Here is a 17,805-nt window from a genome sequence, read left to right as displayed (position 1 = left end):
TCTTAGAATCTGTATCCTAAATTAACTCCAGCGTTAAACTCAATAGCTGAGAATCTATCATTCACTTCACTACTGAAGTTTCTAGAGATAGACGCAAATGGATTAATCGTAAATGAATCTCCTAAAGTCCACTTATACCCACCAGCAACACCGAAGATAAAGCTATCCATGTCAGTTTTATGAGTTATAGCTATGTTATCACCTGCACTCCAAAGATCTTCTTTAAAATCTCCAAAACGGTATTTTAAGAATGGTGATACTACATATCCACTTCCGTGTTCTCCATTCTTACCACCAAAATAATAATTGTAGTTAACTACTAAACTGTTAGTATTAAACTTTTGATTCTTTCCTCCTTTTTCTTTGTGATAAGAAAAACGATCATTGATATTAAAGTTTGCACCAATTGATTGGTTGTGTCCAATAAAGTGCTCGTAACCTAATTCTACAGAAGCTAAAGCTAAAGTATTAAATACGTTAATTTTTACCTCATTAACAGCTTGGGCTCTAGCCCCTATCGTACCTACAAGAAGTAATAGTACTAGACATAATTTTTTCATATAACCTTATTATTTTTGACAAATATAGTAAAAGCGTTTCTTATTTATGGTTCCTACCCTCCTCATTTGGGTATAGACTAGCTACTGAATCACTCTGCCAAAACTCTTTAGTAGCAACATCTAGAACAGATATACATCCAAAAAAAGCAGCTCCAGTATCTATGTTCCACACATTTGCAAAGTTCATAGGATGCTTAAACCCAAAATTAGTGACAGGAGTATGGCCTATATATATTTCACTGTGATGAAGTAATCTTCTAGGGTAACGTTTATCTTCTGTGTTAATCGTACTGTCTATCGACATTACCATCTCCCATAGTGTGCGGTCCCAATATAGATATTCCTCAAAGAATTCTGCTTTTACCCCTCTGGGATTAGTGAAACCTGCATGTACAAATAATCTATTCTGTTCGTCTATATGGTAGTTCTGTAATCCCTTAAAGAATGCTAAATGTGTATCTCTTTTCTCTTGTGTAATATTATCTAAAGAATAAGACTTGATAGAAGCGTCTCCTCCATTGCCTTCCCACAGTTTATTCTCTATTCCTGTTTCTAACCACTTTACTAATAGTGTCTCGTGATTACCTCTTAAAAAGATACAGTTATGTGTCTGTCTCAATTCTAATAAGTAATCTACTACTTTATCAGATTCACTCCATCCGTCTACATAATCTCCTAAGAATATTAAATGATCACTAGGGGTTACCTTAGCACGTTCCATCACTTGTAACAATGCTTTATACCCTCCGTGAATATCTCCAATAACTAATGTTCTACTCATCTACTTCTGTTTCGTATTTCAACTTACGCAAGATACGCATTACTTCTTTAAAGGCTATAAATAGCTGAGGGTCATCTGAGTATTTTAAATAATCTTTAACGGAGATTAGTTCATCTTTAGCATTCTCAAAACCATTAAGATAACATAGCATCATATTAAAACACAGCTTACCTAAGGTTCTTTCTTCTTTAGTCGAAAGTTTTAAGTCATTATGTAGTTTATAAATAACATTCAGACTACTTCCGTAGATATGCCCTAATATATTCTTATTATATGAGGGAGCCTTAAATAATACAGTATTAGTCATCGAGTAAGTACCGTTCTCTGAAAAGGAGATCATCACTTCTTCGAAAGGGTAATAACTAGTCTTATCATTTAATCCCAAATTTAAATACTCTGTAATCACAAACTTGTGTCCATTATATGCTATCGTCACTGAGTCTAGATCAGAGTAAAAAAGCTTAATATGCTCGTTAACAAACTCTACATCTACTCTTGAGTACAAAGGCATACCTCTGACCATCTTCTTATTACCTGCCCAACAAATGATGAATTGCTCTCTGAATACATTATACCTAGGCTTCATATCTCTATGAGAATCAGTCATAAAAGTAATCACGCTATCTAAAATACTTGCTAGGTCATTCTGTGAGTTTTTTTCTATACTCTTTACAATATCTCTATTAGTACTACGTGGTACCACTGCTTCAGGAACAGAGGTGCTACCTATGCGAACAAAATAGCTTCCTTCTGTTACTTCTCCAATATTGCGTTTAAAGGTGGTCAATCCATTAATAGAACGAATAGATACTAAGCCAACTACTTTATCTTTAGGAAGGTCATTAAAGGCGACGTTGTCATACGTAATAAATGGAGGATTGTCTAAATAGGCATTGACAAGATTCTGTATCTTGCTGTCATCGTAGAAGTCAACTCCAACTATTTCGTTATCTTCGTCTTCTATCCCAACTAATAAATAAGAGTTATTCTCTGGGTTAGAATTGGCTAAAGCGCATATATGCTTAAGAAATTTGGCTTTACCCGACTTACTATGCAAGTTTAATTGACGTTTCTTGTCGTAAAAACTGTTTTCATCATAATGTGCTAGTAAATTTTTGATAAGTAATCTCTTATTAATCACAACATTTTAGTTTTTGTTCTTAAAATTATAAAAAGAAACTCACAATTCAAGCCTAAATCAAAAATGCCTATGTTATATTTAACCATACATTAACAACTAGATACAGAATATTTTTTGAATTTGCGGTAAGAATCAAAAAAGTATATTACTTTAGAAAAAAACTATAATATGGACACAGCAGGATCTAATTATGATATCCGTGAATTAAACGAATTAATAGAAAAGGAAAGTGCCTTTATCGACATTCTAACAATGGAGATGAATAAAGTTATTGTTGGTCAGAAACATATGATCGATAGACTTCTGATTGGGTTATTAGGACAAGGACATATTCTGTTAGAAGGTGTTCCTGGTCTAGCAAAGACCTTAGCCATTAATACTTTATCTAAAGCTGTACACGGTTCTTTTAATCGTATCCAGTTTACTCCAGATTTATTACCTGCCGATGTAATCGGTACGATGATTTACAATGTAAAAGAAAATGACTTTTCGATTAGAAAAGGACCTATATTCGCTAACTTCATCTTAGCCGATGAGATTAACCGTGCTCCTGCTAAGGTACAGTCTGCATTACTAGAAGCAATGCAAGAAAAACAAGTTACTATCAGTGATGACACGTTCAAGTTAGACAAACCATTCTTAGTAATGGCAACTCAAAACCCAGTAGAACAAGAAGGAACTTATCCTCTACCAGAGGCTCAGATGGACCGTTTTATGCTAAAAACGGTTATCGACTATCCTAAATTAGAGGATGAGAGATTAGTAATCCGTCAAAACTTAGCTGGAGAAAAGCCTCAGGTTAATGCTGTGGTTACTTTAGAGCAGATACAAAGAGCTCAAGAAGCAGTTAAGAAAGTTTATATGGATGAGAAAATAGAGAAATATATCTTAGATATCATCTTCGCTACTCGTTATCCTGAACAATTTAAATTAGAAAAGCTTAAACCAATGATTAGCTTTGGAGCGTCTCCTCGTGGAAGTATTAACTTAGCTTTAGCTGCTAAATGTTATGCTTTTATCAAGAAGAGAGGTTATGTAATACCTGAAGATGTTAGAGCTGTAGTAATAGATGTACTACGTCACAGAATAGGTGTTACTTATGAAGCTGAAGCCGAAAATATTACTTCTGTAGATATCATTAACCAAATCGTAAACGAAATAGAAGTGCCTTAGTAGTAAGGAAACTTTATATACTCAAGACCTATTTATAAACTAATGTAAATAGGTTTTGATGATTTTGTTAATTAGAAAGCTGTATAGTCATGGAAACTAAGGACATCTTAAAGAAGGTCAAAAAGATTGAGATCAAAACAAAGCGCTTAAGCGACCATATTTTTTCAGGAGAGTATCACACTTCTTTTAAAGGGAGAGGTATGACCTTTTCTGAGGTTCGTCAATACCAATTCGGTGATGATGTAAGAGCTATAGACTGGAATGTAACTGCGCGCTATAACGAGCCTTATATCAAGGTATTCGAAGAGGAACGCGAGTTGACGATGATGCTTTTAGTAGATGTTAGTGGATCTGAAAATTTCGGTTCATCTGATCAGTTTAAAGAAGATATTGTATTAGAGATTGCTGCTACATTGGCTTTCTCTGCTACTCAAAACAATGATAAAATAGGGCTTATACTATTCTCTGACCAGATAGAGTTATTCATTCCTCCGAAAAAAGGAAAAACACATGTACTTAGAATTATAAGAGAGCTTATTGACTTCAAACCTAAAAGTAATAAGACAGATGTAGGCTTTGCTTTAGAGTATTTATCTAAAGTGCTAAAGAAGAAAGCTATTGTTTTCGTCTTATCTGACTTTATTACTCACTCTTTTGAACAGACACTTAAGATCTCGGCTAAGAAGCATGATATTACAGGAATAAGAATCTATGACAAAAGAGAAAAAGAGCTACCTAATGTAGGTCTAATCAATGTATTTGATGCTGAATCTCATACAGAACAACTAATAAATACCTCAGATGCTTCGGTAAGAAATGCTTATGCAGCTCACTTTAATAAGCACGAAGAGGACTTTAAAAAAGTATTTCAAAAATGTGGAGCAGGAACTATCAATATTGAGGTAAATGATAGTTATGTAAAGAAATTATTAGGATACTTTAAATCAAGATAAGTGACATGAAATCTAATTTTCTACATATCGTTATTGTTTGTTTAATAGCTACTTTTTCTTCTCTAGCACAACATAGAGTAGAAACACAGGTAGATACTACTGCTATTAAATTAGGAGATACATTCTTATACACTATAAAAACTCAAGGTAATGCTGGAAGCCGCGTTACATTTCCGGCTACAGAACAAATTGGTCATTTTAGTGTAGTGGAGTCATTACCTATCGATACGATTAACAGTGATAACACTCAGGAATTAATCAAAAAGTACTACTTAACACAGTTTGATCCTGGAGACTATACTATTCCAGCTGTACCTGTTATAGTAGACGCTAAGATGTTTCATACTGATTCTATACAGATACATGTACAAGATGTAGAGGTAGATACCATCAAAAAACCTTTGTTTGAGATTAAAAATATCTCTAAGGAAGGGGCTTCTTTCTCTACTTATTGGTATTACATTCTATTTGTTGTTTTTGCTATTATTCTTGGTATTGCTATCTATTGGTATATCAAAAGACAGCAGGATAAAAACTTAACTGAAGACGATAAGTATAAAACACCTTTTGAGAAGGCTGTAAAAAAACTTAAAAAGCTAGAAGAAAAGAAAAACTGGAATCGCGGTGATGCTAAGCCTTATTACTCAGATATGAGTATTATCACTAGAAGTTTTATAGAAGAGACTTTTGGTATATCAGCTAAGGAACTTACTACATTTGAGATTATTACGATTCTTAAGGCTACTTTAAATGATAAGAATATCAAGCTTGACCCTAATATCATTAAAGATTTAAAACGCGTACTAGAGGCGGCGGACTTAGTTAAATTCGCTAAATCACAACCTACGGAAGGTGAGATAACAGCAGATACGACTAAAATACAACAGATAGTAGATGGTATTAATACTGCTTACCCTATCTCTGCTGCTACACAGACAGAGTTAATCAGGCTAAGAGAGGAACGCAAAAAGAAAAAGAAAAGAATACGCATATGGATACCTACTATAGTAACTTCTGTACTAATATTAATAACTGGTATTGTATACTTAGTTAATATTACTTCAGAAGAAGATTATCACTGGTTTACATTTAATAATACTAAAAAGTTAATGAACAAGGAATGGATTACAAGTACTTATGGTACTGATCCTGGATTAACTATATCTACTCCTGATGTATTAACGCGTAAGAATGAGCCTGTACTAGAACAGACAAAACCTGATGGGGTAACTTCTATTAATCAGTTTAGATTTGGAGTACTAGAAGATCCTATCCACATCGTTGTAAACAATATCGTTACTACTAACGAATTTAAATATTCTCAAAAAGAATTAATCACTTATTCTATTTCGTTATTGACTCAGAACAATAAGACGGATAATATGGAATTTAAGGATGAGGAATTTGAGAATGCTAATGGTATTACAGGAACTAAGGTAAAAGGAAGCTTTACATTTAAAAACAGTGAGAACAAGAAGGAGGAGAAAATAGCATTCCAAGGAGTTCTAGTCGGTCATGGTGAGAACAAAGATCAAGCATGGGTATTCTACCTAGCAGATGATGAGAATGCACCTACATTAGTAGAGCGCATATTTGATTCTATACTTTATAAACAAGAGCAGAAATAATAATGATAAAGAATATAACTTTTGCAAACCCTGAGTTCTTTTGGCTGTTCATTCTATTGCCTATTGCAATATTTGTATGGATTAGAAATAGAAAGAAACAACGTGCTACAATCAAACTTAGCACTATAAAAGGAGTACAAGAGCATACTTCACTATTAGTAAAGTTACTGCCCTTATCTATCGTATTGAGAGTACTAGCTCTTAGTGCTATTATTATCGGGATGGCTAGACCTCAAACAGTCAATGTGAACTCTCAGATACACTCTACGCATGGTATAGATATCGTGATGGCGATGGACGTATCAGGTAGTATGCTGGCTAGAGACTTAAAACCAAACAGACTAGAGGCTTTAAAAACAGTAGCGGCTGACTTCGTATCTCAACGTATGACTGATCGTATAGGTACTGTTATCTACGCTGCAGAGGCTTATACAAAGACTCCTGTAACTAGTGATAAAATATTAATCTTAAACGATCTTAGAAGTATCAAATATGATAATGTACTAAGAGATGGTACTGCTATAGGTGTGGGATTAGCTACTGCTGTTAATAGACTAAAAGACAGTCCTGCTAAGAGTAAGGTGATCATCTTACTTACAGATGGGGTTAATAATACGGGTACAGTAGATCCTAAACTAGCTGCAGAAATTGCTAAAGAATACAATATCAAAGTATATACTATCGGTATCGGTACTAATGGGCTTGCAGAGTCTCCAGTAGGTATCAAAGAAAACGGAGAGATCGTATACGAAAGAGTACCTGTAGAACTAGATGAAGCGTTGATGAAATCAATAGCTAAGACTACAGGTGGTAAATATTTTAGAGCTACTGACACAAAGAAACTTAAAGATATTTACGAAGAAATCAACCAATTAGAAAAGACCAAAATAGATGAACAGAAGTTCGTTAATGCGAATGACCAATTTCAATTAATTGTACTTTTAGGATTTATTCTATTATGTATTGATTTCATTTTACAACGAACTATTTTCAGAGGATTTATATAATAGATTATGTGGGAGTTAGACAATAAAAAATATCTTTTTCTTTTACTTATAGTAGCAATACTAGTTCTAGTATTCGTTGCTGATATGTTGTGGAAGAAAAAGAAGCAACAATCTTTTGCTACTTATAAAGCAATGAAAGCTTTAGCACCTAATAGATCTAAAAACAAACCTATCATCAAGGCTACTATTTATCTTTTAGCGTTAGCTTCTATTGTGATAGCATTAGTTAATCCTAAAATTGGAACTAAGGTAGTTACTGTTAAGCGTCAGGGGGTAGATATTGTATTTACTTTAGACGTATCTAAGAGTATGTTAGCTCAGGATATGGCTCCAGATAGATTAAGCAAGATGAAACAGTTAGTTTCTCAAATCATCAATAATCTAGGACCTGATAGAATTGGTATAGTAGGGTATGCTGGAACAGCTTTCCCGATGTTACCTATTACGACAGATCACTATGTGGCTAAGATGTACTTACAGACGATGAACACTGATATGGTGTCTTCTCAAGGTACGGCATTCGAAGATGCTATCTATGTAGCTAGTAACTTCTATGACAACCCTAATACAAGTAAAGTAATGATCCTTATCTCTGATGGTGAAGACCACGGGGAAGAAATGGATAGTGCAATCAAGATAGCTAAAGAAAAAAACGTTAAGATTATCACTATTGGAGTTGGTACTGAAACTGGTGGGCCTATTCCTATTAAAACAGCTAAAGGGATAGAATACAAAAGAGATTGGGATAACGAGATAGTAACTACTAAACTTAATCCTTCTACGCTTAAGCATATCGCTGATGCTACTGGAGGTAAGTATTACTATGGTTCGAATACACAAGAGATTGTAGATCTAATTAAAAACGATCTTAGTAAAATAGAAAAAACAGACTTCGAGGATCAACAGATAGCTGAATACCAAGCTCAATATCAGTGGTTCTTAGGTTTTGCTTTCTTACTAATCTTTATTGATTTATTCATACTAGAAAGAAAGACGATTTGGATGAAGAAACTTAATCTGTTTAATGAAAAAGAATAGCATGCAACTAATTATGAAAAACTCATTATACGTACTACTTTTCTTATTATTCTCTCTTAGTACTTTCGCTCAATCAGCGGGTAGAGCATTAAGTAAAGGGAATGAAGGATACGAAGGCAAACACTATAGCCAAGCAGAGGCGTCTTACAGAATTGCAAATTCTAAGGATGCTAAATCTACTGCAGACTATAACTTAGGAAATACGATGTATAAACAGAAGCTAAATAAGGAGGCTGAAACTGCTTATTTAAGAGCTGCTCAAAAAGCAACTACTAAGGAGGCAAAACACATTGCTTACCACAACTTAGGAAATGCTTATATGAAGTCTAAAAATTATCAAGCTGCTGAACAGGCGTATAAGAATGCCTTACTAAACAATCCTAAAGATGATGAAACTCGTTATAACTATGCTGTAGCGAAAAAAATGAATAAGGATAATCCACAAGACAACAAGGATAATAAGGATCAAAACAAAGACCAAAACAAGGATAATAAAGATAATCAGGATCAGAATAAAGACAATAAAGATCAAGATAACAAAGACAATAAAGACAACCAGAAAGATCAGAAAGATAAGAACGATAAAGGAAAAGACGATCAGAAGGATAAAGACAATAAAGATCAGGATAAAAAAGACGGAGATAAGGACAAGGATAAAGGAGATAAAGACAATAAGGATAAAAATGACAAAGGAGATGGTGAACAACCTAAACAAAACAATCCTAATGCACCTAGTAAGGATCAAATAGATCGTATATTAGACGCGATGAATAAGGATGAGAAGGGTGTACAACAAAGATTGATAGACAAGAATCCTAAAGGTGGTGAGAAAGGCAAAGCTGCTGGACAAGCCGAGAAAAGAAAAAAAGACTGGTAGAATACAATGAAAACACTTCGTTACTACATATTATTAATAGCTTTAATCTGTACGCAAGCTATCTTAGCCCAAGTAAGCTTTGAAGCTGCTGTAAGTAGAGAGAACATACCGTTAAATGAGAATATCCGTGTTGACTTCGCTATGAATCAAGATGGAGACAACTTTGCCCCACCGCGTTTTGACAACTTTACCGTTGTAGGTGGGCCTAATCAGTCTGTGAGTTACTCATGGGTAAACGGCAAAAAATCATTTAATAAAACGTACTCTTACTTCTTACAAGCGAAGAAGAAGGGAACGTTTACCATTGGTGCTGCATCTATAGAAATAGAAGGACAGGTGTATAAGACTAAGCCTATCTCTGTAACTATTACTGATGCTGTAGTAAGACAAGATCCACGTCAACAACAATACAATCAAGTACAACAACAAGCATTAGCTGATATACATCTAGTAGCAGAAGTAAGTAATACTAATCCGTATATCAACGAACCTCTGACTATCACGTATAAGCTGTACTTTAATACTAACATTGCGGGCTTCACAGGACAGAAAATTCCTAACTATGAGAAGTTCTGGGTGCACAATGTAGAGCTACCTAAGAGGCCTGATGTTAAGGTAGGTAAGTTCAAAGGAAAGGAGACCAACTTCATTGTACTTAAACAAGATGTACTAATGCCACAAGAGGCAGGTACACTTACAATAGCCCCATTAGTATTATTAATCCAAGCTGAAATACCTACAGGACGTAGAGACTTCTTCGGTTACCCTGAGTTTGGGTATATGGAGAAAGACTATAGCACTGGTAAGATTACCATTCAAGCTAAAGATTTACCAGAAGCAGGTAAGCCAGCTAACTTCTCTGGGGGTGTAGGAACTTTTGACTTTAAGGTAACTCCTACTAAAACTAGTCTTAAAGCAGGTGAACAGTTAAACTTAAAACTAGAAGTATCTGGTAAGGGTAACTTGAATCTACTAACTATGCCTACCCCTACTGCACACTCAGCACTAGAGATGTATGATCCTACTACGGCAGATAAGATTACATCTGGTACTGGAGGTATGCAAGGTAGTAGAATAAGTAACTATACTATCATCCCACAGTATAAAGGAGACTATGCTATAGACCCAATGGAGTTTTCATACTTTGACTTGAATAGCAAGAAGTATAAGACTATCAATATCGACAGCTTAGCTATACATGTACTAGACGGACCGATGTTACCTAAAAATAACGAAGCTAAAAATACTACTGTAGTAGATAAGAATGAACTGTTCCAAGCAAATGCTACTAAAGCTTCTATTGTGAAGCCATACAGCAGTACTTATTGGGATACGACTCTATTCTATATTCTTACAGCATTACCATTTGTATTAATACCTTGTTTTATTCTGTTTATTACTATTCGTCGTAGATCAGCATCTGACTTAGATGGTATTAGATTGAGAAACAACAATAGATTAGCAAAGAAATACTTAGGTGAGGCTAAGAAGAATATAAATAACAAAGAGCTGTTCTATGAAGCTTTAGAACGATGTCTACACAATTTCTTAAAGGCAAAACTAGACATGGTAACAAGCGAAATGAGCAATGATAATATCACAGAGATACTAGTAGATAAAAATATAACAGAAGAAGCTATAAAAGGCTTTATGGACTTAAAGAACGCTTGTGAATGGGCTAGATATGCTCCGACTGATCAAGTAAATATCAACAAGGACTATGATACTGCTATAACAGTTATCTCTGAGTTAGAAAAACAATTCAAATAGAACCAAAATGAAACACATCATCACTCTTTTTATATTTGTTTTGAGCTTTCATACATGGGCACAAACGGATTCGTGGGAAAAGCAATTTGACAAAGCCAATGCTCTTTTCCAAAAAGAAAAATACAGAGATGCACTAGAGGCATATAAGGGTATAGAGGAACAGGGAATATCATCACCAGAAGTGTTCTTTAACCTTGGAAATACCTATTATAAAACACATGATTATGTCAATGCTGTTTATTATTACGAAAAGGCATTAAAGCTAACTCCAGAGAATAAAGCTATTGATACTAATCTTAACTATGCTCGAAAAGAACTAGTGGACGATATCACTATTATCAAAGAATATGATAACCAAGATATCTTACACCAGACCTTAGGCAAACTATCTGTAGATGGCTGGGCTACATTCGCTACAGTTATGGCCTTTGTAGTGTTGTTGTGTTTTATCGCATATTACTTAAGTAGTAGCAGTATGGTTAAACGTATAAGTTTTGTTTTAGTTATACTATCTTTAGTAATAATCGGAGGGTGTAGTTATGCTGCATCGTTTGAAAAGAAATATGCAACTAAGGAAGTAACAGCTATCTTATTTGATAAACAGGTAAACCTAAAAGAAGACGCAAAAAATACTTCTAAAACAGTCAAAGAGTTACATGCTGGTACTAAAGTGTATATCTTAGAAAAGAAAGCTCTTTGGGTAAAAATTAGATTAGACAATCAAGAAATAGGATGGGTAGAAGAGAGTACATTGAAGTATATCTAATCATCTTACATAAAAAAAGACCTGATTATACACATTGATATAATCAGGTCTTTTTTTATACAATTATTCACTCTTAAATACTTATGCTTGAACAGGCTCCTGTTCATTAGCTTCTTTAAGTAGGTCAATACTCTTACTGAATAGTGATTTAACCAAATCGTATAGACTAGGTAGAACAGACTCTGATAAGGTTAAATATATTTTATAACTAACAGAGTTCATCAATGTCTCGTGCTCCACAAACGTGAATATATTATTGATCTCATCAAAAATAGACAAGAATACACTACCTACTAATACAACAATCAATATCTGAAAAACTGCTCCGAAAACCCTATTAAAAAACCCTAAGAACACAGTCTCAAAAAACTTAGTAACTACTTTAGCTACAAATCTAGCTGCTAGTATGGCTAAAAAGAAAGCAACAACAAATGCTAAAAGTGGAATAGATGCAGACTCCCACCCTAGCGAATTCATCAAGAAGTTCTTAATAATATTTGAGAACTTTAATGCTCCTATCATCCCTATAAATAATGACAAGAAAGAAACTACAGAGATGAATAAACCATCTTTAGCCCCTGTAAATATGGCAAAACCAATAGCGATAAGAAAGATAAAATCAAAAAACATAATACTCTAAATCTGTTTAGAGTGCGAAGATATTATAAATCTATTAATTACAATAAAGCAATAATAGTATCTTTGCTACTATACAAATTACAATATGGCAAGAGACGAACAATTAAAAGGTAGATGGGACGCCGTGGTTCAGAAGGTATCAGACCGTTTTGGAGACGGAGAAACACTAGACTTAGAAGCTATCATATATTTAATCGGAGTACAAGAACTAGGTAAAATCAAAAAGAGATATAAGAAAGACGACAAAGTCAATCTAATGCACATCGCTATATGTCGCTTATTAGAACCTTATGGATATTACGAGTTTGACCACTTTGACCAAGATGGATGGCCTCACTACAACGTAAAGGAGAGCTTACCTAGTCTTAAAGCAGGTGAACAGTCTGTTTTAATGAAAGAAGCTATCGTAAATTACTTTTTAGAAAGTAAGTTTATTAACTAACTATAGTAACAATTAATAAAATTATAGGGCTTTATAATTTTGTGTCTAATTGAAAAGCAGTAAATTTGCTTTTTACTTTACTTAAGATGATAGATAAAATAAAAGAATATATCGGTGAAGCGGAACAGTTTAACACTGATAACAAAGAAACGCTTGAGACATTTAGAATAAAATTCTTATCTAAAAAAGGAATTTTAAACGACTTATTTGCACACTTTAAAACTGTGCCAAATGACCAAAAGAAAGAGTTTGGACAAGCTATCAATCTATTAAAAAGCACTGTCGAGAATAAAGTAAAATCTATTCAAGATGAACTAGAATCTAAAGATGTACAAGGTCTTTACGGAGACTTGACACGTCCTGGATATCCTTTAGAGATAGGATCTAGACACCCTATTTCATTAGTTAAGAACCAAATCGTTGATATCTTCAATAGCATTGGTTTTAATATTTCTGAAGGTCCAGAGATTGAAGATGATTGGCATAACTTCTCTGCATTGAACTTCCCTGAGTACCACCCAGCTCGTGATATGCAAGATACTTTCTTCGTTCAGACTAATCCTGAGCAGTTATTACGTACACATACCTCATCTGTACAGACTCGCTATATGGAGAAAAATACACCACCACTGAGAACTATATCTCCAGGACGTGTATTTAGAAACGAAGCTATTTCATCTCGTTCACACTGTATATTCCACCAGGTAGAAGGTCTTTACATTGATAAAGATGTGTCTTTCGCTGACTTAAAACAAACATTGTTATACTTCACGAAAGAGATGTTTGGTAAATCTAAGATTAGATTACGTCCATCATACTTCCCATTTACTGAGCCTAGTGCTGAGGTAGATATTTACTGGGGACTAAAAACAGAAACTGACTACCGTATCACTAAAGGTACTGGATGGTTAGAGATTATGGGTTGTGGTATGGTTGATCCTAACGTTCTTAAAAACTGTAATATCGATCCTACTGAGTACAGTGGTTTCGCGTTCGGTATGGGAATAGAGCGTATCGCTATGCTTTTATACCAAATCGGAGATATCCGTATGTTCTTTGAGAACGATGTTCGTTTCTTAGAACAATTTAAATCGAACTTCTAATAAGAATAAGATATATCATAAGCACCTCATCAAATACTGATGAGGTGTTTTTTTATGCCTTAACCCAAAATAAAAGGCTCTGCCATTACCACAGTAACAGCAGAGCCTTCATCATTACAGATTATCTATAACTATCTAAAATCCCTTCTTAATACCAATCATAATACCTTCCTTAGCAAATGCCCCTCCATTATATGAACGTACATAGTCTATACGGAAGAAATTAACCTTTCCGAAGCCGAAGTTAGACAACCCTGCTGTAAACTCCTGGTAAGGCTTATAATCACTCACCATAGCATTGTGATATCCTAATACTACATTCCATCCAGTCTGCCTAAGTAGTGGAATCTTATTAATCAAGAACCCTTTAAAGTCATACTCTAAATGTGTTTCTACATAAGACTTATTCGTACTCAATGCATAATAAGGCAATAGATTAAATGAAGCTAACCTATCGTTATTAATCGTTAAGTGTGTCTCATTACCTGTAAAATGCTTTCTATCTACATAAGAAATACCATCTGCACCGAAGTATTTCCCCATTAATATATTGTACTCGAATGTTCCTTTATTGCTTATTGTAAAGTCTTGAGTGAATCTAGCTTCCAACTTGTCATAATCAATGCCTTTCTCACTACCACTAAATCCCTTCTCGTAGTTCACTTCTATCAATGGATACTTGCGATTGCGCATATAGATACGCTTATCAGGATAAGTTACATAGTTCATCCCTAATAATAACTTAGTACCTAATCTAAACTTGTATAGATGATGATTATCTATAGGGCTGCTCTCCATGTCTAGAGGAGCTAGAGGATCATTAGAGGTATAAGCTCTACTCCCCTTATAAAACGAACCATTTGCATTATTATACAACGGGCTTCTATCTTCATACCCAATAGACGCATTTACTTTTAGAGCCTCGTTGATAAACTGACCTCTATATCCTACATACACATCATTGTGATTGTAATACTTTGCGTAATTCTTACGAGCTAATAGAGAGAATGCAGTATTTAATAGCTCAGGTATATTCTCTTTATTGTACTGATCTATCTTACTTCCCCCTTCTATAAACACAGCAGACTTAGTCTCTCCCTTAAACTGGTGTACTAATTTACCATATACTCTAAGTCTATCTGAAGCAAAGCCGTAGTCAAAACTTGCTTTACCAAATGTATATCCTTTCTTATCCTTGTCATTAATAGTAGCATATACATCAGCTTTCATATTAAAGCCTTGTACTGTATTAAACCCAGGTCTATCCAATCCTACTAATCCGCTATATCCAATACTGTACTTATCCTCTTTACCACGATAATTATACCCTCCAAAGATATCTCCTAAACCTAGCTTATTATGTTTCTGACGGATACTATCCTTATACGCAGGAGACTCTTTGACTAATCTGATACTATCCTTTACATGATAATCCTTTATTTCTTCTTCTGTCAAAGCAAACAATCTATTCTTCTCCCAGAACTCATCTTCTCTCTTATTAACATCCTTAGCGAATGACAATACCTCTTTATCAAAACTCGCTCTTGTAAAGTTAGGAGTGAAGTTATAGTTGTTAAACACACTTAAAAATACACCTTGTATCTGTACTCCAAATGCTCCGAAAGTCAGATCAAGGTTCTGCGAACGCTTGACCCAGCTCTTATTATTCTCATCATAACTAAAGTTCTGACTGATATTGACTTCCTCTATTAATGGCTGTTGTAGACTTACTCCTGTAGTCTTAAAGTCTACACCATAGATAGCACCTGTGCCATCTACTAGATACAGATCACCTGAGAATACAGGCTGTACAGAAGATTTAGGAGTTACCTTAATCTTATTAATCAGTACTCCTTGGTCTCTGAAGGTAGCCTCTAGTGTATATTTATAGTATGAAAATGCAGCATCTGCTATAGGTGATATTAATTTAGTATCCATCTCTCCTATCACCACATGGTTATCATAAAAGTCATAGAACGACTCATCAGCCGTATTAAAGCTATATCCATTATTATTACCACTCACCTTAGATGCTATGATATGTTCTTTTAGTTTATTTGGTTTTTGATACTTTAAGTTAGATACAGTCTCTGACAGATACACTATACCTCTACCTAGAGAATCAAGTCCAGATATTCCTCCTCCATTGACACTAACTTTACTTTGAATAAACTTAGACATCTTCAATGTCTTTAGCATTCCCTTAGAATAGAAGTCTGCATTGAAGGCAGACATTCCATCTGTATTCTTCTTTTTGTTCTTGATTGCATTTCGGATTAAATCATCAGCTGGATTCTTTCCAGCTGTTATCACGATATCCTCTAAAACGAACTCTTCAGTATCTAAGACTACATTGACCTCCTGAGGGGTACCAGCATAAGTGATATGCTTGCGTAAAGTTTTATATCCTAAGAACTGATATACGATAGTATACTCACCTTTATGTGGTAGAGCTAGCTCATACATACCTTGTTCGTTACTTATTGTATTCTGTTGGCTTTTCTCTACATATACCGTTGTATAGCTGATAGGCTTACCCGCCGTATCCTTGATACTTCCCTTTAGCTGGCCGAATACGACATAGCTAAACAGTAACATAGAGAGTGTAATAAAGTGTTTCATTGGGTGGTTTTTATTGTAATTATATCTATTAGTATATTAAGTTATTGTCTTGTTACACAAGCCTGTTATATAATTCTACAGATTATAAAACTTACACCTCATCACTAAAATCGAAGTACTGAATGTCCTAAAGCGTTAATTATCTGTAAAGAATTGCTGATTATAGTATTTAATGTGCTGTTAACTCAATCACTTTCGTATTTTTGTCCGTTCAAACTAAACTAACTATGTCAAGATTCAACCTATTAACTGTAAAAGAAGTTCGCAGAGAGACTCCTAATGCAGTATCTATAGTATTTGATATTCCGACTAATCTAAAAGAAGAATATCTATTTAAAGCGGGACAATACCTTAATATCAAATTTCAACACGAGGGTAAAGAGATTCGTAGAGCTTACTCTATCTGCTCTACTCCTACTAGTGGTGAGGTTCGTATAGCTGTAAAGAAAGTAGAACACGGTGTATTCTCTACTTATGCTAACGAGGTACTAAAGGCAGGTGACCAGCTAGAAGTAGATGCTCCAGAAGGAAGATTTACACTAGAACCTAATGCTACTACAGCTAATAACTATGCTGCATTCGCAGCAGGTAGTGGTATCACACCAGTGATGTCTATTCTTAAATCTGTATTAGAACAAGAACCTAATAGCAAGTTCGTATTAGTATATGGTAATAAGAATGCTGAGGAGACTATCTTCCACGACGAGTTATATAAACTACAGGAGCAATATGCAGACCGTCTATTTATCCATTTCGTATATTCTCGTATTAGAGAGAACGACTCTATCTTCGGACGTATAGATAAGGCAGCTATTAACTTCGTAGTTAATAATAAACATAAAGATACAGCATTCGAACAGTTCTACGTATGTGGTCCTGAGGACATGATTAATACAGTAAGTGCTACTCTACAAGACAGAGGTGTAGCAAAAGAGAAGATTTCGTTTGAGATCTTTACTCCTAACACAGATGGTGTTGACCCAGTACAGGCAGAAGGAGGTACTACTAAGGTAACTGCCCTAGTAGATGACGAAGAAGCTACTTTCGAAATGCCTAAAAGCGAAGTATTACTTAATGGTGTGCTTAAAGCAGGTATTGACGCTCCTTACTCATGTCAAGGAGGTATCTGTAGCTCATGTATGTGTAAGATCATCAAAGGATCTGCTGTCATGAAAAAGAACAGTATCCTATCAGATGATGAGATTGCTGATGGATTAATCCTATCATGTCAAGCTATCGTTACTTCTGACGAAATATACGTTGACTACGACGACGTTTAATAGATATACAATACTAAGGGCTGTC

16 protein-coding genes are annotated in these 17,805 nt (G+C 34.6%); 11 read left to right on the top strand and 5 right to left on the bottom strand.

Annotation, left to right across the window (positions count from 1 at the left end):
- Positions 1 to 2: 2 nt before the first annotated feature.
- From BMX53_RS04450 to BMX53_RS04440, 3 genes are read right to left on the bottom strand one after another with little or no spacing between them, the layout of a single operon-like run.
- Positions 3 to 560, bottom strand: a complete 558-nt coding sequence (locus BMX53_RS04450; protein WP_038987586.1) for a DUF3575 domain-containing protein — start codon at positions 558 to 560, stop codon at positions 3 to 5.
- Between the two features lie 40 nt (positions 561 to 600).
- A complete protein-coding gene (locus BMX53_RS04445) occupies positions 601 to 1,341 on the bottom strand; it encodes a metallophosphoesterase family protein (RefSeq protein WP_038987585.1) in 741 nt (246 codons plus the stop codon).
- The gene (locus BMX53_RS04440) at positions 1,334 to 2,482 is read right to left on the bottom strand and encodes a DUF5929 domain-containing protein (protein WP_038987584.1); all 1,149 of its coding nucleotides are present in this window, start codon (positions 2,480 to 2,482) and stop codon (positions 1,334 to 1,336) included. Before BMX53_RS04440 ends, BMX53_RS04445 begins: the two co-directional genes overlap by 8 nt.
- 168 nt (positions 2,483 to 2,650) lie before the next feature.
- On the opposite strand from BMX53_RS04440, the gene BMX53_RS04435 reads away from it, so the two are divergent.
- From BMX53_RS04435 to BMX53_RS04400, 8 genes are all read left to right on the top strand, one after another.
- The gene (locus BMX53_RS04435) at positions 2,651 to 3,655 is read left to right on the top strand and encodes an AAA family ATPase (RefSeq protein WP_038987583.1); all 1,005 of its coding nucleotides are present in this window, start codon (positions 2,651 to 2,653) and stop codon (positions 3,653 to 3,655) included.
- A gap of 89 nt (positions 3,656 to 3,744) precedes the next feature.
- Positions 3,745 to 4,608 carry a DUF58 domain-containing protein gene (locus tag BMX53_RS04430; RefSeq protein WP_038987582.1) on the top strand — a complete coding sequence of 288 codons (864 nt, stop codon included), beginning with the start codon at positions 3,745 to 3,747 and terminating at the stop codon, positions 4,606 to 4,608.
- Positions 4,609 to 4,613: 5 nt separating this feature from the next.
- Positions 4,614 to 6,236 carry a BatD family protein gene (locus BMX53_RS04425; protein WP_038987581.1) on the top strand — a complete coding sequence of 541 codons (1,623 nt, stop codon included), beginning with the start codon at positions 4,614 to 4,616 and terminating at the stop codon, positions 6,234 to 6,236.
- Positions 6,237 to 6,238: 2 nt separating this feature from the next.
- A complete protein-coding gene (locus BMX53_RS04420; protein ID WP_038987580.1) occupies positions 6,239 to 7,243 on the top strand; it encodes a vWA domain-containing protein in 1,005 nt (334 codons plus the stop codon).
- 6 nt (positions 7,244 to 7,249) lie between these two features.
- The gene (locus BMX53_RS04415; protein ID WP_038987579.1) at positions 7,250 to 8,281 is read left to right on the top strand and encodes a VWA domain-containing protein; all 1,032 of its coding nucleotides are present in this window, start codon (positions 7,250 to 7,252) and stop codon (positions 8,279 to 8,281) included.
- 1 nt (position 8,282) lies between these two features.
- A complete protein-coding gene (locus BMX53_RS04410) occupies positions 8,283 to 9,158 on the top strand; it encodes a tetratricopeptide repeat protein (RefSeq protein WP_038987606.1) in 876 nt (291 codons plus the stop codon).
- Positions 9,159 to 9,164: 6 nt separating this feature from the next.
- Positions 9,165 to 10,928, top strand: coding sequence for a BatD family protein (locus BMX53_RS04405; protein WP_038987578.1), 1,764 nt, complete (start codon positions 9,165 to 9,167; stop codon positions 10,926 to 10,928).
- A 7-nt stretch (positions 10,929 to 10,935) separates the two neighbouring features.
- On the top strand, positions 10,936 to 11,694 hold the full coding sequence (locus BMX53_RS04400; protein ID WP_038987577.1) for a tetratricopeptide repeat protein: 759 nt from the start codon (positions 10,936 to 10,938) through the stop codon (positions 11,692 to 11,694).
- A gap of 81 nt (positions 11,695 to 11,775) precedes the next feature.
- Here the strand turns inward: BMX53_RS04400 and BMX53_RS04395 are convergent, their stop codons facing one another.
- Positions 11,776 to 12,324: a CvpA family protein gene (locus BMX53_RS04395; protein ID WP_038985479.1), complete on the bottom strand. Its 549-nt coding sequence runs from the start codon at positions 12,322 to 12,324 to the stop codon at positions 11,776 to 11,778.
- A 94-nt stretch (positions 12,325 to 12,418) separates the two neighbouring features.
- On the opposite strand from BMX53_RS04395, the gene BMX53_RS04390 reads away from it, so the two are divergent.
- Together BMX53_RS04390 and pheS are read left to right on the top strand one after the other, a co-directional pair.
- On the top strand, positions 12,419 to 12,775 hold the full coding sequence (locus BMX53_RS04390; RefSeq protein WP_038985480.1) for a hypothetical protein: 357 nt from the start codon (positions 12,419 to 12,421) through the stop codon (positions 12,773 to 12,775).
- 86 nt (positions 12,776 to 12,861) lie between these two features.
- Positions 12,862 to 13,878 carry a phenylalanine--tRNA ligase subunit alpha gene (gene pheS / locus BMX53_RS04385; RefSeq protein WP_038985482.1) on the top strand — a complete coding sequence of 339 codons (1,017 nt, stop codon included), beginning with the start codon at positions 12,862 to 12,864 and terminating at the stop codon, positions 13,876 to 13,878.
- A gap of 135 nt (positions 13,879 to 14,013) precedes the next feature.
- On the opposite strand, the gene BMX53_RS04380 is transcribed toward pheS, so the two are convergent.
- A complete protein-coding gene (locus tag BMX53_RS04380) occupies positions 14,014 to 16,500 on the bottom strand; it encodes a DUF5686 and carboxypeptidase regulatory-like domain-containing protein (protein WP_074744783.1) in 2,487 nt (828 codons plus the stop codon).
- Between the two features lie 227 nt (positions 16,501 to 16,727).
- On the opposite strand from BMX53_RS04380, the gene BMX53_RS04375 reads away from it, so the two are divergent.
- Positions 16,728 to 17,780 carry a ferredoxin--NADP reductase gene (locus tag BMX53_RS04375; protein WP_038985485.1) on the top strand — a complete coding sequence of 351 codons (1,053 nt, stop codon included), beginning with the start codon at positions 16,728 to 16,730 and terminating at the stop codon, positions 17,778 to 17,780.
- Positions 17,781 to 17,805: the final 25 nt, after the last annotated feature.

Origin of the sequence: Myroides marinus (assembly GCF_900109075.1) — a bacterium.
Taxonomy (GTDB): Bacteria; Bacteroidota; Bacteroidia; order Flavobacteriales; family Flavobacteriaceae; genus Flavobacterium; species Flavobacterium marinum_A.
This window is presented reverse-complemented; position numbering and strand designations above follow the sequence as displayed.